Origin of the sequence: Bacillus hominis (genome assembly GCF_030348325.1) — a bacterium.
In the GTDB taxonomy this organism is placed as follows: domain Bacteria; phylum Bacillota; class Bacilli; order Bacillales; family Bacillaceae_G; genus Bacillus_A; species Bacillus_A hominis.
Genome location: NZ_JAUCFS010000005.1, coordinates 2,187,819 through 2,209,764, shown reverse-complemented (window position 1 = coordinate 2,209,764; position 21,946 = coordinate 2,187,819). Strand labels below are relative to the sequence as shown.

23 protein-coding genes and 4 pseudogenes are annotated in these 21,946 nt (G+C 31.8%); 9 read left to right on the top strand and 18 right to left on the bottom strand.

Annotated features, from left to right (window positions below):
• Nucleotides 1-19 precede the first annotated feature (19 nt).
• On the bottom strand, nt 20-787 hold the full coding sequence (locus QUF93_RS13900; protein ID WP_088058780.1) for a DUF3891 family protein: 768 nt from the start codon (nt 785-787) through the stop codon (nt 20-22).
• A 203-nt stretch (nt 788-990) separates the two neighbouring features.
• On the opposite strand from QUF93_RS13900, the gene QUF93_RS13895 reads away from it, so the two are divergent.
• Nucleotides 991-1,263, top strand: coding sequence for a non-specific DNA-binding protein Hbs (locus QUF93_RS13895; protein ID WP_001043905.1), 273 nt, complete (start codon nt 991-993; stop codon nt 1,261-1,263).
• A 37-nt stretch (nt 1,264-1,300) separates the two neighbouring features.
• On the opposite strand, the gene QUF93_RS13890 is transcribed toward QUF93_RS13895, so the two are convergent.
• Both QUF93_RS13890 and QUF93_RS13885 read right to left on the bottom strand, forming a co-directional pair.
• On the bottom strand, nt 1,301-1,843 hold the full coding sequence (locus QUF93_RS13890) for a chorismate pyruvate-lyase family protein (RefSeq protein ID WP_289359116.1): 543 nt from the start codon (nt 1,841-1,843) through the stop codon (nt 1,301-1,303).
• A 513-nt stretch (nt 1,844-2,356) separates the two neighbouring features.
• A complete protein-coding gene (locus QUF93_RS13885; RefSeq protein ID WP_289375423.1) occupies nt 2,357-3,559 on the bottom strand; it encodes an L-lactate MFS transporter in 1,203 nt (400 codons plus the stop codon).
• A 508-nt stretch (nt 3,560-4,067) separates the two neighbouring features.
• Between QUF93_RS13885 and QUF93_RS13880 the strand changes: the two genes are divergently transcribed.
• Entirely contained in the window at nt 4,068-4,253 is a 186-nt protein-coding gene (locus QUF93_RS13880) for a YkvS family protein (protein ID WP_088058777.1), read from the top strand.
• A gap of 58 nt (nt 4,254-4,311) precedes the next feature.
• Here the strand turns inward: QUF93_RS13880 and QUF93_RS13875 are convergent, their stop codons facing one another.
• A complete protein-coding gene (locus QUF93_RS13875; protein WP_002119279.1) occupies nt 4,312-4,611 on the bottom strand; it encodes an ArsR/SmtB family transcription factor in 300 nt (99 codons plus the stop codon).
• 383 nt (nt 4,612-4,994) lie between these two features.
• On the opposite strand from QUF93_RS13875, the gene QUF93_RS13870 reads away from it, so the two are divergent.
• A complete protein-coding gene (locus tag QUF93_RS13870; protein ID WP_002200571.1) occupies nt 4,995-5,168 on the top strand; it encodes a hypothetical protein in 174 nt (57 codons plus the stop codon).
• Between the two features lie 160 nt (nt 5,169-5,328).
• Here the strand turns inward: QUF93_RS13870 and QUF93_RS13865 are convergent.
• The 6 genes and pseudogenes from QUF93_RS13865 to QUF93_RS13840 form a co-directional block, all read right to left on the bottom strand.
• A pseudogene (locus tag QUF93_RS13865) lies at nt 5,329-5,679 on the bottom strand (SbcC/MukB-like Walker B domain-containing protein); the annotation flags it as partial.
• Nucleotides 5,680-6,000: 321 nt separating this feature from the next.
• The gene (locus tag QUF93_RS13860; protein ID WP_289375421.1) at nt 6,001-6,588 is read right to left on the bottom strand and encodes a hypothetical protein; all 588 of its coding nucleotides are present in this window, start codon (nt 6,586-6,588) and stop codon (nt 6,001-6,003) included.
• A 14-nt stretch (nt 6,589-6,602) separates the two neighbouring features.
• On the bottom strand, nt 6,603-6,728 hold the full coding sequence (locus QUF93_RS13855) for a hypothetical protein (protein WP_289375419.1): 126 nt from the start codon (nt 6,726-6,728) through the stop codon (nt 6,603-6,605).
• Between the two features lie 155 nt (nt 6,729-6,883).
• A complete protein-coding gene (locus QUF93_RS13850; RefSeq protein ID WP_289375417.1) occupies nt 6,884-7,423 on the bottom strand; it encodes a hypothetical protein in 540 nt (179 codons plus the stop codon).
• Between the two features lie 254 nt (nt 7,424-7,677).
• Nucleotides 7,678-8,163 (bottom strand): hypothetical protein, encoded by a 486-nt coding sequence (locus tag QUF93_RS13845; RefSeq protein WP_289375415.1) that lies wholly within the window; start codon nt 8,161-8,163, stop codon nt 7,678-7,680.
• Nucleotides 8,164-8,401: 238 nt separating this feature from the next.
• Nucleotides 8,402-8,788: a hypothetical protein gene (locus tag QUF93_RS13840; protein ID WP_289375413.1), complete on the bottom strand. Its 387-nt coding sequence runs from the start codon at nt 8,786-8,788 to the stop codon at nt 8,402-8,404.
• A gap of 91 nt (nt 8,789-8,879) precedes the next feature.
• On the opposite strand from QUF93_RS13840, the pseudogene QUF93_RS13835 reads away from it, so the two are divergent.
• Nucleotides 8,880-9,551: pseudogene (locus QUF93_RS13835) on the top strand (ComEC/Rec2 family competence protein); the annotation flags it as partial.
• Nucleotides 9,552-9,553: 2 nt separating this feature from the next.
• Entirely contained in the window at nt 9,554-9,766 is a 213-nt protein-coding gene (locus tag QUF93_RS13830) for a DUF3006 domain-containing protein (RefSeq protein WP_289375411.1), read from the top strand.
• 50 nt (nt 9,767-9,816) lie between these two features.
• Here the strand turns inward: QUF93_RS13830 and QUF93_RS28880 are convergent.
• Nucleotides 9,817-9,903 (bottom strand): annotated as a pseudogene (locus tag QUF93_RS28880) (N-acetylmuramoyl-L-alanine amidase); the annotation flags it as partial.
• Between QUF93_RS28880 and QUF93_RS13825 the strand changes: the two are divergent.
• Nucleotides 9,872-9,951: pseudogene (locus tag QUF93_RS13825) on the top strand (YolD-like family protein); the annotation flags it as partial. The pseudogenes QUF93_RS28880 and QUF93_RS13825 overlap by 32 nt on opposite strands.
• Nucleotides 9,952-9,988: 37 nt before the next feature.
• Here QUF93_RS13825 and QUF93_RS13820 read toward each other — a convergent pair.
• Nucleotides 9,989-12,004, bottom strand: a complete 2,016-nt coding sequence (locus tag QUF93_RS13820) for a P-loop NTPase fold protein (protein ID WP_289375409.1) — start codon at nt 12,002-12,004, stop codon at nt 9,989-9,991.
• A gap of 608 nt (nt 12,005-12,612) precedes the next feature.
• Between QUF93_RS13820 and QUF93_RS13815 the strand changes: the two genes are divergently transcribed.
• Nucleotides 12,613-12,978, top strand: coding sequence for a hypothetical protein (locus QUF93_RS13815; protein WP_289375407.1), 366 nt, complete (start codon nt 12,613-12,615; stop codon nt 12,976-12,978).
• A 99-nt stretch (nt 12,979-13,077) separates the two neighbouring features.
• On the opposite strand, the gene QUF93_RS13810 is transcribed toward QUF93_RS13815, so the two are convergent.
• Entirely contained in the window at nt 13,078-13,461 is a 384-nt protein-coding gene (locus QUF93_RS13810; protein ID WP_289375405.1) for a hypothetical protein, read from the bottom strand.
• A gap of 461 nt (nt 13,462-13,922) precedes the next feature.
• Here QUF93_RS13810 and QUF93_RS13805 point away from each other — a divergent pair, with 461 nt between their 5' ends.
• The gene (locus QUF93_RS13805; protein ID WP_289375403.1) at nt 13,923-14,621 is read left to right on the top strand and encodes a hypothetical protein; all 699 of its coding nucleotides are present in this window, start codon (nt 13,923-13,925) and stop codon (nt 14,619-14,621) included.
• 109 nt (nt 14,622-14,730) lie between these two features.
• Here QUF93_RS13805 and QUF93_RS13800 read toward each other — a convergent pair whose 3' ends face one another.
• From QUF93_RS13800 to QUF93_RS13790, 3 genes are all read right to left on the bottom strand, one after another.
• The gene (locus QUF93_RS13800) at nt 14,731-15,090 is read right to left on the bottom strand and encodes a hypothetical protein (RefSeq protein WP_289375401.1); all 360 of its coding nucleotides are present in this window, start codon (nt 15,088-15,090) and stop codon (nt 14,731-14,733) included.
• 71 nt (nt 15,091-15,161) lie between these two features.
• Entirely contained in the window at nt 15,162-15,389 is a 228-nt protein-coding gene (locus tag QUF93_RS13795) for a hypothetical protein (protein WP_289375400.1), read from the bottom strand.
• 30 nt (nt 15,390-15,419) lie between these two features.
• On the bottom strand, nt 15,420-16,274 hold the full coding sequence (locus tag QUF93_RS13790; protein ID WP_289375398.1) for a hypothetical protein: 855 nt from the start codon (nt 16,272-16,274) through the stop codon (nt 15,420-15,422).
• Nucleotides 16,275-16,507: 233 nt separating this feature from the next.
• On the opposite strand from QUF93_RS13790, the gene QUF93_RS13785 reads away from it, so the two are divergent.
• Nucleotides 16,508-17,644 carry a site-specific integrase gene (locus QUF93_RS13785; protein ID WP_289375397.1) on the top strand — a complete coding sequence of 379 codons (1,137 nt, stop codon included), beginning with the start codon at nt 16,508-16,510 and terminating at the stop codon, nt 17,642-17,644.
• Between the two features lie 57 nt (nt 17,645-17,701).
• On the opposite strand, the gene QUF93_RS13780 is transcribed toward QUF93_RS13785, so the two are convergent.
• Together QUF93_RS13780 and QUF93_RS13775 are read right to left on the bottom strand one after the other, a co-directional pair.
• Nucleotides 17,702-20,791, bottom strand: coding sequence for an AAA family ATPase (locus QUF93_RS13780; RefSeq protein ID WP_289375395.1), 3,090 nt, complete (start codon nt 20,789-20,791; stop codon nt 17,702-17,704).
• Nucleotides 20,788-21,945, bottom strand: coding sequence for an exonuclease SbcCD subunit D (locus QUF93_RS13775; protein ID WP_242236495.1), 1,158 nt, complete (start codon nt 21,943-21,945; stop codon nt 20,788-20,790). Before QUF93_RS13775 ends, QUF93_RS13780 begins: the two co-directional genes overlap by 4 nt.
• Nucleotide 21,946: the final 1 nt, after the last annotated feature.

The window sequence follows — 21,946 nt, the reverse complement described above, 5'->3', positions numbered from 1 at the left end:
TTTTCTTGTTATGCCCTCTCTATTGTATAAAATATATCGTTTGCTTCTGAATTTCCGATTCTCTATCCTCCCTTGCAATCCCTTTTTCTTCAATTTCATGTTTATTTATAGTTTTATATTTTACATACGCATGAAATTCTTTTTTAAATGGAAACGGTGTAATTCGAATTGTTTCTTCATCCACCCACTCAGCTTGAATAAGTTTCTCCTCCTTACTATTAAACATTTCTGTTCCCTCAAAACCATCTTTAAATAAATCAATTTCATCTTTCTTTTTTACACCAGGTTTATTCATACATACATATAATGAAAGCTCATCACAAAACTTTAATAATCTATAATGTTTATCGAACATCGTATATTGTTCTTTTGTTAACGTTTTCAATATTCTTTTTTGTCGTTCCAATTCATGTTTATAAAAAGACATCATCTCTTCATCTTCTTCATTTAGTGGAAATGATAAAAAGTGTTTACTACAAAGTAATGCCCCGTATGGACTAGATTCTTCAATTTCATTTAAGCCAATCGTATAAAAAACAAAGCGCAATGGGCTTGGACAATCCATAAATGTATATGGAACATTTTTAGCATCGTTCAAAATCGGGATTTTATCTAGCCCTATCCATCCTCTATCATGCTCATATATAGCATCTATAGTTTCCATTAAATATTCCTGATTTTCAAAGAAATCCTCTTTTATATTACTAGCAATCTCTCCAGCTAAAAAACTATGATCATGTTGACGAATTAATATACTTTCTTTCTCATTCTTTTCACGAAAAATCATCTATATAATCCCCCTCATCTTCATACTACAGCTTTTTATATGCATCGATTCTTAATTTATCCCTGATTATTAGCAGGGATTCAGTCTCTTGCAACGAAATTAACATAACTATACAGTATTCTTTCTACTAGCAAAAGTAGCTTATTCTATAACATTCATTATACTAAGACTTTTATTCTAAAATTTTTTTATGAGGTGAAAACATGAACAAAACAGAATTAATTAAAAATGTCGCACAATCAGCTGATATTTCTCAAAAGGATGCTTCTGCAGCTGTACAATCCGTATTTGACACAATTGCTAATGCGTTACAATCTGGCGATAAAGTTCAATTGATCGGTTTTGGAACTTTTGAAGTGCGTGAGAGATCTGCTCGTACAGGACGTAATCCACAAACTGGTGAGGAAATTCAAATCGCTGCTGGTAAAGTTCCAGCATTTAAAGCAGGTAAAGAATTAAAAGAAGCTGTTAAATAAACAAGAAACCAGCCTTTTTATAGGCTGGTTTCTTGTTTTATTTAAGCAATTCCTTTATATTCTCCGCATGATACACTTCACAAATATAAAATATACATTTGCAGTTACTTACAACCTGATATTTTCTAGTCGGATAAACATTCGCCGCAACAGAACATCCATCAAACAATTCGATAATATTTCCGGATGGCTGATATCCTTCGTATAATACGTTTCTTCTTACTTCCATTTTTTCTATAATTTTTTCAACTGGAATATTTCCATCCTCTAATTCTTGCTTTATAGTATCCGGTAAAAACGATGTGTCCGCAAAAATTAGATTTTCAGATAACACCTTACCTTTATAACTAACATTAGATACGCGGTAAAGAAATGTTCCGTTTTTATCAAAGAAATTCTTTGCTTCTTTCGGAATGTACTGTCTATCGATTTCCTCTTGTTCGAGAACATCCAATTGAACTGTATCATTCAAAAGCTTTTCTAAAGCAAGAATAGATGATGTATCTCCAGAAAATAAAATATTTTTAATTGCTTGTACATTATAAGTTAATTCGCTTTTTCTATTTTCCGCCACTAACATGAGGAACACCTCTTCTATAAAATATTTCATTAACTAGTATTAACTTGACAATTTTTCAAAAGTTCTCTTGCATCTAATTGTTGTATTTCATATACGCTCCCTTGTAATATCAATATTGCTTTTATTATAACAAGTACAGAAAACTACTCACCTGATAATCACTTTCACTTATAACCTACACCTAAATGATAATTTCTCTCATTTAACTTGTCAATCTTTTTTTATTTTTCAGATAAATATTTCTGCACTTTTGTAAATACAACTATCTATATTGATTTTTTTAGCTTATAAAGATTTCCAAAAAATTTAGATACTGTTGATTTCACCGTTTGAGAAAATTCCGAAGATAATAAAGCCTGGATAAAGAAAAATACTAAAAACATAGTTCATGAAGAAAAAAGGAAGTGGTTTTTCATCCACTTCCCTTTCGTAATTTTATAATATACCGTAAAAAAGCACCCTATTTATTAGGGTACTTTTTAGTTATAGTAGTGTAATAGAAGATTTATATACTTACGCTACGCTGCGATACTCTTCTTCTTTTTCTTTTTTCTGATTAGGTGCTTGAATTAAAATTGAGATAATGAATGACACGACACATAATACGCCGATCACCATAAAGGTTGGTTTGAATCCACCTAGAAGTGCACCGATAAAGGAACCTGCAAGCGCTCCAAATCCAAATCCTTGATACACAATTCCGTAGTTCTTACTATGGTTTTTCATTCCGAAGAAATCACCAACAATAGCTGGGAAAATAGTGATATTTCCACCAAAACAAAACGCTACACTTGCTACACAGACGAAGTAGATACCATAATTTAAATCTACGAAACTTAGAACCAAGACTGAAGTCGCCATAGCAGCAAAAGTACCAGTAACGATTTTTAAACGGCCGATTTTATCTGATAACGGTCCCAGAATGATACGACCCAATGTATTGAAGATTGCAACCATAGCCACCGCATTAGCTGCTGTTGCTGCGCTAAGCCCTACAAGTTGAACACCGATGTCTTTTACCATACCAATTAAGTATAAGCCACTCATACATGATGTAAATAACATAATAAATAATAAGTATACTTGTTTTGTGCCTAGCATTTCTTTTGTTGTATATTCTTTAGTTTTTGTTTCCTGAACTGCACCTTGATCAGCAGCTTGATGGATTAAACAAGCACCAATCACGATCATAGCTGTAACAATTACACCCCAGTATATAAACGCTTGTGATACACCAACTGATTCAATCAACTGTGCGTTAATGTATTTAAAGATTAAGCTACCCGAACCATATGCAGAGACAGAAATACCAGCGATTAAACCTTTACGCTCTGGAAACCACTTTATTAAATTGGATAGTGAAGTGATATATGCTGTACCATCTGCATAACCTACAACAAATCCTGCTAGTACATAAAGTAATACTAATGAGGAAGCTTGTGAACTAAGTATTAATCCTAGTCCTAATGCTAGTCCAGCTATCATAATTAGTTTACGAAGTCCCCATTTTTCTTGCAATTTACTTGCAAACAAAGTTGAAAACGCTAAAGAAAGACTAGTAATTGAGAAAGTTATAGCAACTGCGTTAAGACTCCAACCGTATTTACTAACTAAAGGCTGATTGAATAAGCTCCATGTATATATCGTTCCAAGCCCCATTTGTACTATGACTGTGCCAAGAACAACAAGCCATGGATTAACCGATGATTTTTTCATACCATTTCTCCTCCTCTTTCTATTTCAATGCTATTCGCTAAATATGCTTTTTTTATTTTCATTTTCGCCACCTCATTCGATTTAACAACTTCATTGTATAGGATATTTCCGTCTATGTAAGCACTTACAAGATGGAGCGTCAAATATATGGAACCAGTTACATAAAACGAAGGGTGAAATACAAAAAACTACTTGTTAAATACGTAGCAGCTTTTATAATGTTTTGCATCTATACGACTTACGGGGGTTTTCGTAGCAGCTTTTATAAAAAGTTATGCGTCGACCGTATATTTTGTTTTTCTAACGAAACATACAGAATTACAACGTTTTTTACAATTTTCTACATAAAAATAGAAAATATATAATTCATTTACATAATGTTGCACTTTAATTTTTATTAAACAACAAATATTTTATTGATAAATAAAACTAAACATTCACTAATATATCTATACGTGGTTTAATATATATAATAAACAAACATTTCTGTCTTTTATAAGGAGGTACTATGAAAGCAAACGTAGGGGATACTATACTATTTCAACGAAATAACTTAAAGATTACAGGATCTGTGCTAAAACTATACACTGAATCGGTCTTAGTTGAAGTTACAGATGTAAGCGGTGGTACTTTTGAATTTGACCGAACAATTGTAAATCATAAAAACTATAAAATTTTAAATGCAAATAAATAAAATAACACAAAATAGCCCCTGCTTAACAGCGGAGGCTATTTTGTATAATAACACTTCATTAATTTATATATCCTAAAACACTAACAATCTTGCTTGCTTTTAAATTATTAATGTAATAATAAATTTCTAATCCTCTTCTTTCAGCTCTTAGCACTTTACCTTTCATTTTTGATAAATGCTGTGAAACAGTCGATTGAGGAATATTTAATATTTCTGTTAATTGTGTTACATTACAAGTTTTGCGTGCACTTAATTCATTTACAATTTGTAATCGTATTGGATGCGCCATTATTTTTAAAATATCTACATCTTCTTCAGTAACTAATTTTTTTGTCAACTCACTCGTATATGTTGTCATAAGACATTCCCCTTTTATATTGATTCCTTTTTATTTAGATCCATTTCTAAAGAAAACCACAATCCCCAATTAAGACCCTTATATAGAAATAATAAGATCTCATTTCATTAAAAACAGAAATTCTATTTATTTTATTTATTTGGTACATATACATAATACAATCTTAATATGTGCTGTATGTGAAGTTAGCATAAATTTAGGATGAAGATTTTCAAATAATTGAAACGCTTTTTGATACTATAGGATTCATTTAACTTTCTATAATTTTTCATACAAAACAAAAAACTAGATGATTCTACATATAAACTATCCAGCTTTTTTAACACATGTTAGGCATTTGTATATACTATTACAAAACACATTATTATTGAGGGGGAATTTATATGCCAACACCATCACAAGAACAGGTTGAAGAAGCTCGGGAAACGTATGTCAGTCGTATTATTTTAGTTGGTGGTTCAGCTTTATTTTTAACAGGTGGTGTAATATCGGCAATCGCAGCTTTTAAAAGTTATAACCGTTTGGCAAATACGCCACCTTCTTCAAATGATTCATAATTGCATCGTTCATTCCTTTATATAATAAAAATGCCGCCTCTGCTATAGAGACGGCTTTAAATAAAAATATTATTAAATTCATTTGAACTTTATTGAAAAAACGTTATACCGATTTGGTACAATGTTCAAAGTAATGATAGATACTTTCAATTTGACAAGCTTATTTCACCACAAACCGTGTCTGACTACAGCCATCCTTCTGCTTCGTTACTTCTAATACAGCTGGCATTGCGTTTTTCAATTCCTGAACGTGTGAAATTACGCCAATAAAGCGACCAGATTTTTGCAAGTCGATTAGGGCGTCAACTGCTTTCGTTAATGACTCTTCATCTAATGAGCCGAATCCTTCATCGATAAACATAGTTTCGATAGAAATACCACCCTCATACGCTTGAATTACATCTGCCATTCCAAGTGCTAAGCAAAGTGATGCGTTAAATTTCTCACCGCCTGATAATGTTTTTACATCTCGGGTTTGGCCGGTGTATGCATCGTATACGAAAATGGCTATACAAAAGGCTTTTTAGGAGGTATTTAGTAAGGATATTCGTAAAAAGTGTGACCGCTGGTGTGACCGATAGAACGATAAAATTTATATAATAATCCGTTACAAATCAAGAGATTATAACATCCATTACGTAGGATTTTTTCCTACGTTTTTTTATTTTAGTCGTTAAAGTCACATCTGTATAATGTCTAAACAATATTGATTAATTCCTTCTCCTTTTACCACTTACTTCACCGTCCTCCACCTTTGTAAAGAGTGGGGTTCAGAAATTGGACGTGCGTCGTGAGCGTTTGGCTGACAATATGTAACTCCTCATTTTCTTAGTTATTTTGGGTCTGGAACGTTTTTAATATCATCAGTATATTTGTTTAACAATTCTACGGCTTTCTGTTTTAATTCTAATCCTTCTTTCATTTTGCTTGAATTTAATTCCTCTACTGAGAGTATTATTTTCACTCCACTATCCATGTAAGTTTCATAACTTTTTAATAATGTTTCATGATGTTGTTTATATGCATCTGGAATATGTTGTTGTGGGTATGTTTTTAATGTGTCATAATCATTTCCAATTGCTTTGTATCCTTTTCTTATAGCATCTTTCCACTTATTGTCTCCAAACAAACTTGTGTTATCATTTGCTTCCATAAGAAGTTTCTCTATAAGTTTGTTCGATAAACCAGTCTTCTCAGTAATGATGACAATATTATCAACATATTTTTTTCTCTTCTCTTTCTCATCTTCAACTGAACTAACTTTTGGTTCTTCTTTAACGTGTTCAACTTTAGTTTGTTCTACCTTTTCTTCTACTTTTGATTCTTCATTTTTAGGTTCTTCTTGGACTGTATCCGTCTTTGACGAACATCCAGCCACTAATGCCACTATCAATAGCGTAACTCCCCATTTTTTCAACATATATATATCCCCTTTTATAAAATTCTCACTGCAACTAATAAACTATCATATTTTACCATATATATAAACTTCATATTATGCAATATTTTATTTTTATCTATTAATTCATTAAAATAATTTAATGATATTTCTCTATTCATTTATTCCTCCCCCTTTACATTATTTCTATTATATATACCATTTAAAAAGTCAGGCAAATTGAGAATGACGTTTTTGGGCATAAAAATAAAACCCTGAGTAAACAGAGTTTTATTTTTACGATTATATATTTACCTAATACTTTCTTTTATATGTATCATTGTTTACTTGGAGTAATCATTAATGTAAACCATGGAGCAGAATCCCCTCCAGGACTAAGCTCATATCGTATATCATGCTTAATTGTAGAGTGCTTTTCTCTATTCATAATATAATTATTAAAGTTTAACTCATTTGTAATCAAATGTTGTGCATCTTCTTCTGATAGCTTTGGATCGACTATTCTACTAATGTGTTGAATCAGTTCTTGATATTGACCGATTGTTATCTCATTTATTTGACCACCAGGTTTAATCCCTATTAAAAATGGCATCGTAATATTATTATCTTTGTCTATACCTGCAGAAATTCCCATCCCATTCCAACTAGCATTATATAAACTTTTATCTTTCGTGATCTCTGATACTTCAGAGTCTACAATTGCAATTTTACCATTTGACATTTCCTTCAGCTTATCCTCAAATTGTTCTCTTGTTAAACCGTTAGTTTTGCCAAATAAGAAGTAACAAATTATTAACAACCCAGCAATCCCTAATATCCAAGTTTTATTATTGATTACAAACTCTTTCAAATCCATAGGACTCCCCCATTATCTTATAATCTTATATTCTAATTTAATTATATCACTCGGTTTTGTAAAATAGTCGAATGATATTTAAACAAAAAAAGAACCTACATTTTGTAGATTCTCACACAAACTTTATGACATAATAATATTATGGTAATTAAAAAAACTCCATCATTATTAGTGTGAAGGGAGGGTGTTATATATAAACTATTAATAATAAGGTGCATATATATTTAAAGTAGTTTTATTATTGATGTTTATTGTTATTTCTCATTTCTCCGTAGATATGAAAAACCAAACCAAAGAATAGTCATAATCACACCAAAGATAATGAACCCGTAAAATATATTTTTAACAGTTAACCAAAATACACTAGGTTGGCCGCTATCTCCATTACTACCATCGATTTTTTTATATTTACCAATCGTATTTTTTTCTCCAAACTGAACCACACTATACAAAAGAGTGTCATCCTTTTGGGGTTCTAAATAAACATTCGTTATTCCTTCATTGTAAATACGATAGACATCATCTTGGATTATTTCTAATCGATCATTCTTTTCTTTATAATTTACAGTGACAAATTGATTATCGAAATTAAATGTAGCTGTGTCATTGTCCATAATCTTTATATCATAACGTGGTTGACCGTTCATGCTATATTCTCCGTAATAGTCTGATTTGTTGTTCCAGAAAAACATAAAGACAATTGCTGCTATTAAGCCGAAAGATATGTAATTTTTGTTCAATCAAAATTCCTCCTTATATAATTTATATTCTCATAAATGCAAACTACAATATAATTACTCTAAGTATATATGATATCTTGATCCATATGTATTGTAAGTTAGAATCCTACATGCCTGGAGACTAATATTGCTATATTGTTGTTCTTATTTATATATTTAACCTTATTGTTCGTAAAATTGATATTTCGTGCGAACTTATATGTGTTAGAAAAAGAGTGGATTCATTACCACCCTCTTCCTATTGTTGATTGTTTCTTATTTGTTTTCTAGCTAATGCTTCAATTTCATCCTTAATGTCATTCTCAATGGTCCATCTGTTTTTAAAGAGCACCTTTTGATATCCGCATTTAGGACATTTGTATTTATATCTGCCAAGATACGTTCTAGATAACTTCATTTCTCTATCATCATTCTTACAATATGGGCCGTCTACTTGACCTACATAGACATCTAATTTTTCCTTATTGAAAGGATCTTTGTATCTGATGTTTGCATGAACCATCCAATTAAACCCGTTAATTTCTTTATAAATTTCCTTATCATAGTTTCCAGTACCAAACCAAGATGGTGCTGGTGTCTGTAGTTTCTCAATCGTTTTTCTAATAAACCAGCGAATTAGAATCAATGATACGAAAAATATTATCCAGTTTATTAGAAAACTATATTTCTCAATTATTAATTCTAATCCTTTTAAACCCTTACTTATTTCAATTTGAGGAAACAACGGAAAAGGTAACGTAGTAGCGAATTATCTAAAAGAATTAGGATTCCAGAATATTGATTATTTGATTGCTACGCATCCTGATGCTGATCATGTAGGCGGTTTAGATGAAGTCCTTTATTCTATGAATGTAAAAAATGTTTACGCTCCTAAAGTAAACCATACGACACAAACGTTTAAAGACTTTTTAACTGCAGTGGCTAACAAAGGATTAACAATTAAAGAAGCAAAATCTGGTGTAACTTTACCAATCAATGGTTTAAACTCACAATTTTTAGCTCCTGTTAAAGAATACAGTAACGACCTAAACGAATGGAGTGCTGTATTAAAAGTAACACATGAAAGCAAATCCTTCTTATTTACTGGTGATGCTGAATCAAAAAGTGAAAAAGATATGATTGCGGCACATGGTTCAAACCTAAAATCTGATGTATTAAAACCTGGCCACCACGGAAGTAAGACTTCTTCTTCACAGCCATTTTTAGATACAGTAAAACCAAGCATCGCTGTAATCAGTGCCGGTGCTGGTAACCAATATGGCCATCCTACACAGGAAACTTTAGCTAAGTTATCTTCAATGTCTGTTAAGGTGTATAGAACAGATTTAAATGGGACAGTAGTTGTTAATAGTGATGGTTCAAATATTTCTGTAAGAACGGAGAGATAATTATGCATATAGGTATTATTGACCGTTTTGAAGGGGAAATAGCAGTTATTGAAATTAATAGCATAACAATTGATGTGCCAAAATCAAAACTTCCTTCTGCTGCAAAAGAGGGTGATGTTCTTATTATTGAGGATAATAAGTATACAATCGATAAAAATGAAACAGAAAAAAGAAGGCATGAGATTCAAAATTTAATGGATAAACTATTTGAATAGCAAGATTAAATATTAAAATGAGAAGAGCCATCCAACAGGACGGCTCTTCTTTATTTCACATACACATAGGCTTCATTAGTAGTTACATAGTATGTTTTACCTTTACTATTGCGAACTGTGTATTGCACAGATGCGTTTGGTTTGAATACTGAGTTTAAGTTGATGAATTAGTTAATTTAAATTAAAAGCCGACCCTAATGAACCAATTTTTAATTTATAACTTTATAAGGGTCCTTGACTTGTACTATTTAACTCTTCTACCTTATTTTCAAATTGTTCAATTGTATCTGCTAATTTGACTAATAAAACTAATCTAGGCGTCATTCTTTGTGAATTGATTTCATCATTCAATCTACACTTTATTATCTTTAAATTAGGCAAGTCCTTTTGTAAGTTACTGTTATAATTATCATCAACTAATTGAATTCTCTGTTCTATTAAACCTCTTACGGTATTAATGGCTTCTGCTGATAAATTAATTATATTATCATATAATTCTTCTGTATTACAATATACAAAAAACGGATTAGATAGATAGTGTTCTCTAATCTTTATGTAAAAATTATAGGCATCATTTCGCATTAATTCCAACAACATCTGTACATTTTCTTTTTCTTTTTCCAATTTCAAACCACTATTTATTTCAATTATCTTATTTTTAAACTCATCGAGATGTTCGTCATCAATATTTCCTTCCCTATAGAACATGGAATTAGTATATTCAATGTATTCTCCTCTTTCTCCAGCTTTTTCTAACCCCTCCATGAATTCCTTCTTTATATCTATAATATTTTTGGAAACCATTTTATTTCTTACAAAGAATTCATACATTTGATATGCTCTGAAATACCAAGTGAAATGTATTTCTCCATTCTTTAATTTATCGTATGTAGATTGTTCGACTTCTGCAAAGTTAGCGTCTGATAAATCCCAATATCCTCCTTTAATAAACTCTATGTGTGGATCTTTATTTTTTATTTCATCTAATTCCAATTGAAAACTATCCATCTCTACTTTAAATAATTCTTTGTTAAATATTCCTTTTCTTATTAGTACTTCAGCAAATTTTATAAATTTCCTTTTATATAATTCACCTTGGCCATTGTAATATTTTTTTTGAAATTCTCCTGGGAACTTCTTCGCTTTCCTGGCTATTATGCTTGATAAACTTATTTCCGTCATAAAATCATCATGTGAATTAATTTCCTCTAGTTCTTCGTTACTTGGCATATTAGTTTTTATTGCGAATGAAGCTGCCAATACAAATTTTAATATTGATTGAAGCATTATATTTGATATATAACCATATTCTTCAAAACGTTTATGAATTAGCGCAAAATCATCTAATCCCTGCTTTAAGATTCTAATATTTTTTGTTTCACTTTCTTTAAAGGTTGTTTCAATAATGTCTATATTATGTTCTAAAAAACTATGTAATTTTGCTTTCTTTGTTTCATTAATAATATCTTGAATTAGAGGTCCCTCATCTAATTGGATTGTTAAAGTTTTTCCAATGAGCTTTTCCTTTATTCTTTTATATTCATTTTTTTTATGAAATAAGTCTCTTAATTTGTTGGTGATTAAATTATTTATTGGCATCTGTTCTTCTTTTGAAGATTGAATATTATTCAACTTACCTTCTTCCGTTTTTTCTAAATAAAAATATGTTGTCAACATTTTCAATTCCAGATTTTGTTCATTTAATTTCTCATCGATTTCATCTTCATTACCAATAATAATAACCTTGATACCATCATGTTCCACAAAGTTGTTTATATAGCCAAGTATTTCATTAACACTTATATTTGCTCTTTCTAAATCATCAAAACATAAAACTGTATCAGAAAAATCAATGAACTGTTCAAAATTTATTCCAGGAAACTGTGTATCTTTTACAAACGGAATTTCAACATTTTTTAGAATCCCAAAGGTAGCTTTTGCTAACTCCGTCACTCTCCCGCCCCATTTATTATCATTTATTTTCTGAACAATCCCCCATCTACCTAAGGCAATCCTCTTACTAATCTCATCTATACTGTTAATACCATATAATGACACATAAATAGTTTTTTTTCCTGTTCCTTCAATCTTTCCTTTTAATACATATTCCCAAAAATAAGTTTTTCCACTACCCCATCTTCCATTTAATAAAACAGCATATTCTGTTATACCACTTTCTATGTAATCCAATATACTATCAATTGTATACTCCATGGATTCACTGGTTGATACTGGCATTGAACAATCCCCCTAATTTATAGCTAAATGCATTTCGCATTCTAATAACATTATATCAATATTTCTAAAGATACACTTATTCTTTTTGCTATGATATGCCTTGTACTTTAAAAGATGAATTTAATATAAATTAAGGGTTTAAATTCAACAAATGAGTGAGTTAAATAAATAAAAAAAGGTCTACTCATTGCCTGAGTAGACCTTTTTTCACATATTCATAGTCCCCAAACTATGTCCAAACATAACTTTCATTTTCCAATACGTTGTGAAATAAAAAAGCCTTAGAATAAATTCTTAGGCTTTTTCTAATCCTTTTGTTTGTTGCTTAAATAGTTCCCTTTACCCTACATCCCTTGTTCTTCACTTTGAAACTTAAAACCGTTTTTAAAAATATTTTCTGCTTTTATTTCTGTTGTTCCATGATTCCAAATCATTTGTACCCTACCTTTCCTTGGTTTTTGTCTAATTATAATCCAAGGTCCAGAAAGTGGAGTATTTGTAGTTATTCTGTATTCCTTAAGGTTCACCCAATGACTTGTATATAACTAGCCACAAACTCTTTCTCGATTGGTATAATATCATAGAAATACATATACAGGAGTGAACGTATGGTGAGATTAGATAAAAACAATGAAGATAGTAGAATGGCTCGTTATCAAGAACTAAGAAATAATACAGATAGTAGAATCGTCCACCATCAAGAAACAAGAAATACTGGATCAAACGAATTTCTAATACTTGATAACATTTGGTATTATGAAAAGCGGTTAAGTAATGTAAATGTCTTTTATGCATTATCGTGGTTCATGAATTATATAACAATTGCTATATTAATTTTCGATCCTACTGATACTTTCAAGGGCACTTTAATTGTTGGGTTATTCTTTGCGGTAGTTTTTCTTATTCGTAGAGATACACTAAACAAAATTGAAGGCTTAGAAGCAAAGCTTCAGAGGAATCAAAATAGATTCTAAAGATTATATGATTAAAAATCACTCAGTTTTATTACCAATATTATAAAAAAAGACGTGAATACAAGTCACGTCTTTTCTCATATGTTTTCTTCTGGTTATTTATCTTCTTGAACTTCCGGTTTTCACTTCGCCTTCCATTCTAAATTCATCCCAATTTTCTATTCTATCCATTTTCCAATCGTATGGATATTCTTCGTTATATAGTTTTTTATTATACGTATTGATGTCTTCTCTAAGCTTTTTGCATTCTGATTCGGAATGTATTTGGTCACCTTTTAGTGGTGGTATGCCATCTCCTCTAGAAGAGTAGCCAGTGTATAATTGTTTGCAATCATATAATTTTAATTCTAGATCCATGTGATTACTTTTCCATGTGCCCTCGTCGAAGGTATCTAATAGACCCCCGATGACGATGATTATCCATATAGGACTTGAAATGAAGAACATTACTAATGGTATGTTTAGTTGTTTTTTCTTTCTCATGGTTGCTTTATTCTCCTGTGTATTATTGTTTTATTGGGTCTTTGAATGGCAGAATTACTGCTGGGTGTTCATGGCCATCTAATTCTTCTAATGAGTTAATAATAGTTATCCAAATATCTACGAATCTAGGGGATTTCTCGAATTTGTTACCTGGAATATAAGTGAATTTGAGATGTTTTTCCGTAATTTTGTTTATTTCAGCATAAATCTCTATTGCTGTTGCTTGTATTTTTGTTTACTTAGTTCTATTGTGTCATTGAAAATTGGTCGATGAGGAAGGCGCTTAATATCAAGCGTCTTTTTTACTACCCGTACTACAAAAAGCATAAGTTAAATCAAAGAGTCTCCGAGTATATGTTATTACTTCAATATACTGTAATGCCCCCCACCTCTTTCTTGTATTTAAATGTCACACAATGGATTATAATTTGTATCGATAAAATTCGAAAGGAAGTACATTTATGAATAGAATATATAATGATTTAGATTATAACAATCATTTAATTTTAAACGCTCGGTATAGATACGATTTTTTAAAAATAGGTTATGGTAATACTGCTTTAAATGAAATAGTATTTATGTTCCGTACTAAAATTTCAGAAACAGCAGAAGACAAAGGATGCATTCTTGTGGATGTTATAAAAGAAGAAAATATTAATGCGATAAAGGTAGCTGAACACGCTAATTCTTTTATTCATTTTTTAGAGGATACAAATTTTATAGGAAATCGCTATAAAATACATGATTCAATAGAATTAGTGAAATATGATAATGAAATTTGCAGTTCAATCTGCATAAATTGTAAAAATCAACGATTGTATCATACTCTCACAAAGGACCTGCGTGAATTTAGTGAGGTTAGATATTTACTTTTCCATGAATATGATTATGAATCCATTTACAACATATCTAGCTTAGTGCTAGCACCTGTTTTTGCAAAACAATTAGATTTCTTGTGGTATAAAGAAAGATATGAGGAGTCAAAGAAAAAGAACTTCCTTGATTCAAGGGAGTTAAACGAAAAGGATACATGGGGAGCTATAAAAAGTAAAATGGAAAAAAAGCGTAAATATTGGCATGATAGATATAAACAGGCACTGGTTATGCTTTCACAAGAACCCTTAGAGTTTCACTATCTACCTTTACGCGATATGGAGTAAAAAATGCATATCAAATAAACAACGTAATGATACTTATTAGGAAAGAGATTATTTAAAATTCATGTATTCATACATTCTCTTCCTAATAAGATTTTATAAAACGAGAATTTTACCCTATCACGTTTAATTTTCCATAATTGCCTAATAATAATTGAAGACGATATTTTTCTGCTTTTTTCATCCAAGCATATGCATCTTGTAAAACTTTTTTCTTGTTTTCTGATTTATTTAACTCTTCACACTGTAATATCTTTACTTTGCAACAAGGACAAATATCTCTGATTGTATGGGCGTTTACTGCTCCAATAGCATTGGTTTTTATATCAATAAAAAAAGATAGACAAAGAGAATACTCTTCTATTGTAGTTATCTTCATTAGTGAAGTTCCATATTCATTCCCAAAAACACCATCTGTATTCATATCTACTTCAACATCTTTGATATTTAAATTCACTGTTGGACTTGTCATTGCTCCCACTCCCTTTGTATAAAACTCTTATTTCATTCAACTATTGATGTAACTTTGATTTCAGTATTATCTCAAGTTAATCTATTTCTTGATCTTGTATCAAAAACAATTGCTGGCAAATCTTTATAAATGCCAAATTCTCCAAAGTCTACTGTATATTTTTGTGACCTATTCTCTTCTTCACTTTTTCTATCTATAACTATTCCACTTTTACCTCTTAACTCTTCATTTGCAAACATCGAATGTTTACCTACTTTTATCTTCTTACCCACGTCAAACATCCACAGGATGAAACTCATGATATCACTCCTTTGAGTAAAATTAAACTTTTATTTAATAGATTTTGCTTCAAATTCCTCTTTTTCTACATCTTCCAACAAAAAATCTAATCGAATGATTGTATGTATTGCATTAAATAAACGTAATGCATCTACTTTTTTCCAATGGCGTGGATTATCTCTTCCATGCAATACCCAATCTCTATTTATAATCGGCAATCGAGCCGTTCTTTTATCAAAATTCCCACTTTTAAATACACAACATAAAAACTCTAGAACAGAAATGTAACGTATTATATATGTCCCATCGGTTTCAATTTCTTTCCTAACTTTTTTGTATTGATCTCTTACATGTAGTCTTTGCTTTTTATTAGGATTTATATATTTTTGAAACCTTTGGGATATAAGTCTGTGAGCAAGACTTTCTATAATAATAAACAGATTAGGAATGACAATTAAATAATTATCGTTTTCATAGCTGTTAAAGCATTGTGCGATTAGTTCTCTCCATTCTTGAGTTAGTCTGTTTTCAAGAACCGCAGATTTGATATATACATAGTTCTCTTCGATTTTGTAAAACTCTTGGAAGATATAATCTAACTCGTATTGATCCTGGATTCTTCCTAATTTAATTATATCATTGGTTGCCATGTTCATTGGTATAGTCCAACCCTTTTGAGCTAGAGATTCTGCAGCTTCTTTGTATGGTCGATCAACTTCTTCCCAATCTATATCACTTAAGGAGGCTAACGCGTCAAAAAAAGATTTAAACATTAGTATATTGGCTTCTAAAGCCTTCTTTGCTGCTTCTTCAAACATTCTATTTCTTTCAGCGACTTCGCTTCTGATGTCGAGTTTAGGAGCATTGGAAAATTCGAATTTGTATCGATATTTATTTTCATCCATTACACTGTTCACTCCTTGTATAAAATATAGTTTTTATTTAATAGACTTTACATTATTTCCCTATATTCTATAATATCATATATTTCTTACTCTAGCTTTCTACAAATATCGATCCCCCTATGTAATTGTCTTCATCTTATATGTCTCTATACAAAGCGTGACCAAAACGTTAAAATACTGATAATGGATGGTATAATTCTCTTTCTTGTGACTTTTTAAAGGAGGACATAAGATTGAGTGGTACAGTAAGTAAAAATAAGGATACAGGTAAATGGGATTTTGTCTTCGCTATTAAAGATCCAATGACAGGCAAGCGTAAACAGATACGCCGTAGAGGTTTTCCTTCTAAACGGGAAGCAAATGAAGAAATGACGCTTTTAAAGGCTGAGTATCTTAACGATGATTTTCTTAAGCTTTCTCATATGTCATACGAGGTATTTATGGAACAGTGGTTTAAAGAAAGGCAAAACCAACTTCAAAAATCTACCTTTCGAGCAAATTACACGCATTACTTAAATATCATAAAACCTCGTCTCGGTCACTTGAGGATTCAAGATATTACAACAATGCATCTACAACATTACATCAACACGCTAATCGAGGAGAATCGTTACTCAAAAGGTACAGTAAATTTAACTTTCAGTTTTATACGAACGTCTTTAAAAAGAGCAAAAGTACTTAAACTTATAAAGAATAACCCAGCAACCGATGTTGTTTTACCTAGAATAACTAAAACTGAAATGGAAGTATGGACGTTGGATCAGGTAAATTACTTTTTAAGTGGAAGTAAGAAGATGAGGAACGCAACGAGATTTCGTATTAGCTTTTCAATAGCGATATTAACTGGAATGCGTCAAGGTGAAATTTTAGGACTACGATGGAAGGACATCGACTTAGAAAACCATAAAATTTTCATTAGACAAACGCTAGCTGAGCGTGGAGAATTAAAGTACGGCGCAAAAAATAAAACAAGTATACGTGCGATTCATATTCCGAATATTTTAGTAGAAGAATTAAAAACTCACCGTAAGTTCGTCGAATATGAAAAAGAAAAAGCCGGCGTTAAATACACCGACTTAGACTTGGTTCTCCCATCTAAATATGGGAAACCTTTAGATTCTCGTAGCATACGTAGATCCTTTTATAATGTAACCGAAAAACTTGGATTACCTAGAATAAGATTTCATGATTTAAGACATACGCATGCTACTTTATTAATCCAACAGAATGTAAATGTAAAACTCATATCAGAGCGTTTAGGTCATGCTGATATAGGCACGACGTTAAATACGTACAGTCACGTGTTACCCGATATGCAACGTTCTGTAGCTGAAAAACTCGACGAAGTATTCGAAAAGTGTGACCGCTAGTGTGACTCGGGCCTAAAAAACGGTGGAAACGATGGATAAATCAAATAGGTTACAAGCTTATTTCACCACAAACCTAGTCTGACTACACCCATCCTTCTGCTTCGTTACTTCTAAAACAGCTGGCATTGCGTTTTTCAGTTCTTGAACGTGTGAAATTACGCCAATAAAGCGACCAGATTTTTGCAAGTCGATTAGGGCGTCAACTGCTTTCGTTAATGACTCTTCATCTAATGAGCCGAATCCTTCATCGATAAACATAGTTTCGATAGAAATACCACCCTCATACGCTTGAATTACATCTGCCATTCCAAGTGCTAAGCAAAGTGATGCGTTAAATTTCTCACCGCCTGATAATGTTTTTACATCTCGGGTTTGGCCGGTGTATGCATCGTATACATCTAAACCTAATCCACTTTGTCGATTCCTCTTTTCAACTCGTTCGCTTCGTTTTAAATAAAATTGTCCATTTGATAATTTACGTAGTCGTTCATTCGCAATTTGAACAATTTGTTCTAAATACTCAATTAAGATGTAACGTTCAAAGGATATACGACTATCGTTATCCCCTTTCATTACTTCATATAAATCAACAAGTTCTTGGAATGCTTTTTCTTCCTCATGAATTTGTTCATCAATTCGTTTAATATTTTCATGTAAATCCGTAATATATGATACGGCGTTTTGCGCACGTTGACGTTTTTCTTTAATAATATCAAGGTTAATTTCCAATTCTTTCACTTGCTCATCTAATGAAGAAATGTCCATATACTCTTTATCTTTTAAGTTTGCCTTTAATTCTTCAATTTGTTTTGTAAGTACTTCTAGAGATGAGTAATAATTTTGGATTTCTTGTTGTAACTTATCCATCTCAGCATCATTTAATTTGGATTCTGTATATGTTAATTGATCTGTAAATCCGCTTTGTTCTAGCTCTTTCATAAAGCGTGTAAAAGTCTCTTCTTTCTTCTCTTTTGCACTATTAAATTGATTAGAAGCACTATCATGTTCTGCTTGAATACGTATATTTTCATTTTGCAAATGTTGATACGCTTCTTGTACTTTCTCCCATTCATCTTCCATTAACCTGAGTTCTTGCAGAGCTTGGTCAAACTGTACTTTCCAAGCTTGTACCGTTTGCAAGCTTTCCGGAATATTTTGCTTATCATGTTCATATGACGTACGAAGCTGCATACACTCCATTTCAGTACGGTGCTGAATTGTTTCTACTTCACGCTGTTGTTTCTGGAGTTCTTCCACTTTTTCTTCTACGCTTTTTATATTCACAGCAATTTTCTTACGCGTTTCTTCACTTGCTTTTAACGTATTAACTTCTGCTGCTAATTGCTTTCCTTTTTGAACAAGCGCACTATATGTTTCTACTAATTCTTCTGAGCGATACCCTCGCTTTAGCACTTCTTCTATCACTTGTTCATATTGAAATCGATAGAAATTCCACTTTTCTTCTAATTGAACATGCAATTTTTCCGCAACGTTTTTCTTTTCTCTTAGCTCATTTAACGCTTTTTCATCAATTGCATTACTTTGCTCTGTAGCTTTTTTCGGGTGATCCATACTACCACATACTGGACAAGATTCACCATCATGTAAATGAAGAGCTAATATACCAGCTTGTTCACTTAACCAGCGGCGTTCCATATTTTCATATGCACTAACTGCCTCTTGCATCTTATGAAACGCAATTTCTTTTTCTTGCTCATATTTTTGTTTTTCTTGCCATACATCATATGCCTGCTTTAATACTTTTGCGTCTTCTCGCATATTCGTTAGTTCTTCTACTTTAGCTACATATTGTTCAAGCGCTGCTTCTAATTGCTGTAATTCACCAGACATTCTTTGTTTTTCATTTGTATGCACTTCTAGTTGTTCATCTAACTTTTGCATACCTTCTTTTAATTTTCCTATTTGAATTTCAGCATTTTGCAAATTCAACTTTTTCTCAGCTAACGATGCAATAATTGGTTGTAACTCTTCTATTCTTTGAATTTGTTTTTTAGCATTTTCTCGCTCAGATGTCTTATTCTTTAATGCTTCATATTTCTCCTGGGCAAGTTCAAAACTGTTCATTATATGTTCTTTTTTTGTGATTATCTGTTTTAACAAACTTTCAGACTGCTGTTCATGTTGCATCGCTTCCTCATACCATTGCTCAAATGGTAATAATCGCTTCGCCTGTTCCGCATGTTTAAAAGATTTTTCTTTCATTTCGATTACGGCACGGTTTTCTTGTAAAGTACTGTATTTCTCATTCTTTTGTTCTAAATCTTTGAATTTCTCATTTACAGCTTTTGCTGCATGAAAGCGTGCCTCTGCTTCTTTTAATTGTTTCGTTTTGTCATTTTGTTCTACGTGTAATTGCTCAACCTCTGCATTGTAACAAATTGTTTCTTGTTCTAATGACTCTACTACTTGATGTGTATTTACATGCTCTTGCTCTACTAATGTCTCTAATAATGCTCCATCACGTATTGGTAATTTAAATACATTACGGAAATATAGCTCACGTTCTTTTTGTTTTTCTTGTAAGACGTCTTTCCATTGTTTACGCTTTTGATCTAATAACTCACGCATTAATTTATAACGATCTGTTTTAAAAATGCGGCGTAATATTTCTTCTTTATTTTCCGTTTCAGATGTTAATAATTTTCGGAACTCTCCTTGCGGTAACATAACAATTTGGCTAAATTGATGTTTACTTAATCCAATTAAATCTTCAACTTTTTTATTTACATCCGTTACATGAAAACGATCGACACATGGAACTTTTTCCTCATCAATTACTTCATATAATTCGACTGCATGTCCTGTAATTGTTTTATTCCCTTGTTTTTTATGGCCCAGTTGTCGTTTTATTTCATACCTTTTCCCTTTTAACTGAAAAGTTAATTCCACACTTGTATAAACATTATCATCAGCAAATTGGCTACGAAGCATGTTTGTATCACTGCGCTCTTCTCCACTAGCCTCTCCATATAATACATAACAAATCGCATCAAAAATCGTTGTCTTTCCAGCTCCTGTATTTCCAGAAATAGCGAAAATACGATGCTCACCAAGATCTTTAAAATCGATTACTTCTTTCTGTTTATATGGACCAAATGCGGTCATTATAAGCTGAATCGGTCTCATCCTCGTTCACCTTCCCGTTCTTGCACTGTTTGCAAAACATCTAAAAATAGACGTTCTTTCTCTTCTGATAAATCTAGCCCTTTCATTTCTTTATAAAATGCTTTTAAAAGAGATAAATCATCCGTTTTATGTCTTGAAACAGTTACTTCATTTTCATCTGTGAACTCTCGTCTTTGAATAGATCTTTCAACATGCATTGCATTTGGGTATACAGAACGTATTTTTTCCATTGGCTGCAAGACAGGATTTTCATCTAATAATTTCACAAATACATAATCTTCATTTACTGGATGAAGCAATAAATCGTCTATTTTCGCTTCTACTGTACGCATTTTACGACGTGGTGTAAGTAAACGTTTTTCAATTGTTGTTTCACCTTTTTCATCCAGTTCCACAATATAATATCCTTTTTTATGCTTTTCTTCAGAAATAGAATATGCAAGTGGTGAACCTGAATAACGAATTGTCTCATTACGTACAAAATGCGCTTGATGTAAATGGCCAAGCGCCGTGTAATGGAACTTATCAAAATAATGGCTATTTACATATTCAGCACCACCAATTGAAAGTGGTCGTTCCGCATCACTCGTATTTTCCTCTGCTTCTCCTGAGGAAGTTACAAATGCATGTCCTACAAATATGTGTCTCGCTTCTTTATCCATTGTTTCAGAGAGTTCGTTCATAAAAATACGCATCGCATCATCATGAGAACGAACATCTTCATTTTTCAATATATGTCTAACAATACTTGGATCTGCATACGGAACGAGATGGAAATGAACCTCTCCGTATTCATCATTTAAAACAACAGGATTGTATGGAAACTGGAATTGTCCAACAATATGTAATCCTTGTTTTTTCATTAAATTACTACCAAAATGTATGCGGTCTGGACTATCGTGGTTTCCTGCAACCGCGATTACCGGTGTTTGTAAATCAATAACTATCTTTTGTAATACATCATTTAATAAGTCTACTGCTTCTGTAGGTGGAATTGCTCGGTCATATAAATCTCCTGCAATAATTACAGCATCCGGTTTTTCTTCTTCAACAGCTTGTACAAACTGATCTAACACAATTTTTTGATCTTCAGTCATATATACACCATGAACAAGCTTACCTAAATGCCAATCCGCTGTATGAAAAAACTTCATA

Excerpts from the sequence above, each read along its gene's own strand:
- QUF93_RS13900 (WP_088058780.1), bottom strand. The coding sequence starts at position 787 with ATGATTTTTCGTGAAAAGAATGAGAAAGAAAGTATATTAATTCGTCAA.
- QUF93_RS13895 (WP_001043905.1), top strand. The coding sequence starts at position 991 with ATGAACAAAACAGAATTAATTAAAAATGTCGCACAATCAGCTGATATT.
- QUF93_RS13890 (WP_289359116.1), bottom strand. The coding sequence starts at position 1,843 with ATGTTAGTGGCGGAAAATAGAAAAAGCGAATTAACTTATAATGTACAA.
- QUF93_RS13885 (WP_289375423.1), bottom strand. The coding sequence starts at position 3,559 with ATGAAAAAATCATCGGTTAATCCATGGCTTGTTGTTCTTGGCACAGTC.
- QUF93_RS13880 (WP_088058777.1), top strand. The coding sequence starts at position 4,068 with ATGAAAGCAAACGTAGGGGATACTATACTATTTCAACGAAATAACTTA.
- QUF93_RS13875 (WP_002119279.1), bottom strand. The coding sequence starts at position 4,611 with ATGACAACATATACGAGTGAGTTGACAAAAAAATTAGTTACTGAAGAA.
- QUF93_RS13870 (WP_002200571.1), top strand. The coding sequence starts at position 4,995 with ATGCCAACACCATCACAAGAACAGGTTGAAGAAGCTCGGGAAACGTAT.
- QUF93_RS13860 (WP_289375421.1), bottom strand. The coding sequence starts at position 6,588 with ATGTTGAAAAAATGGGGAGTTACGCTATTGATAGTGGCATTAGTGGCT.
- QUF93_RS13855 (WP_289375419.1), bottom strand. The coding sequence starts at position 6,728 with ATGAATAGAGAAATATCATTAAATTATTTTAATGAATTAATAGATAAA.
- QUF93_RS13850 (WP_289375417.1), bottom strand. The coding sequence starts at position 7,423 with ATGGATTTGAAAGAGTTTGTAATCAATAATAAAACTTGGATATTAGGG.
- QUF93_RS13830 (WP_289375411.1), top strand. The coding sequence starts at position 9,554 with ATGCATATAGGTATTATTGACCGTTTTGAAGGGGAAATAGCAGTTATT.
- QUF93_RS13820 (WP_289375409.1), bottom strand. The coding sequence starts at position 12,004 with ATGCCAGTATCAACCAGTGAATCCATGGAGTATACAATTGATAGTATA.
- QUF93_RS13815 (WP_289375407.1), top strand. The coding sequence starts at position 12,613 with ATGGTGAGATTAGATAAAAACAATGAAGATAGTAGAATGGCTCGTTAT.
- QUF93_RS13810 (WP_289375405.1), bottom strand. The coding sequence starts at position 13,461 with ATGAGAAAGAAAAAACAACTAAACATACCATTAGTAATGTTCTTCATT.
- QUF93_RS13805 (WP_289375403.1), top strand. The coding sequence starts at position 13,923 with ATGAATAGAATATATAATGATTTAGATTATAACAATCATTTAATTTTA.
- QUF93_RS13800 (WP_289375401.1), bottom strand. The coding sequence starts at position 15,090 with ATGACAAGTCCAACAGTGAATTTAAATATCAAAGATGTTGAAGTAGAT.
- QUF93_RS13795 (WP_289375400.1), bottom strand. The coding sequence starts at position 15,389 with ATGAGTTTCATCCTGTGGATGTTTGACGTGGGTAAGAAGATAAAAGTA.
- QUF93_RS13790 (WP_289375398.1), bottom strand. The coding sequence starts at position 16,274 with ATGGATGAAAATAAATATCGATACAAATTCGAATTTTCCAATGCTCCT.
- QUF93_RS13780 (WP_289375395.1), bottom strand. The coding sequence starts at position 20,791 with ATGAGACCGATTCAGCTTATAATGACCGCATTTGGTCCATATAAACAG.
- QUF93_RS13775 (WP_242236495.1), bottom strand. The coding sequence starts at position 21,945 with ATGAAGTTTTTTCATACAGCGGATTGGCATTTAGGTAAGCTTGTTCAT.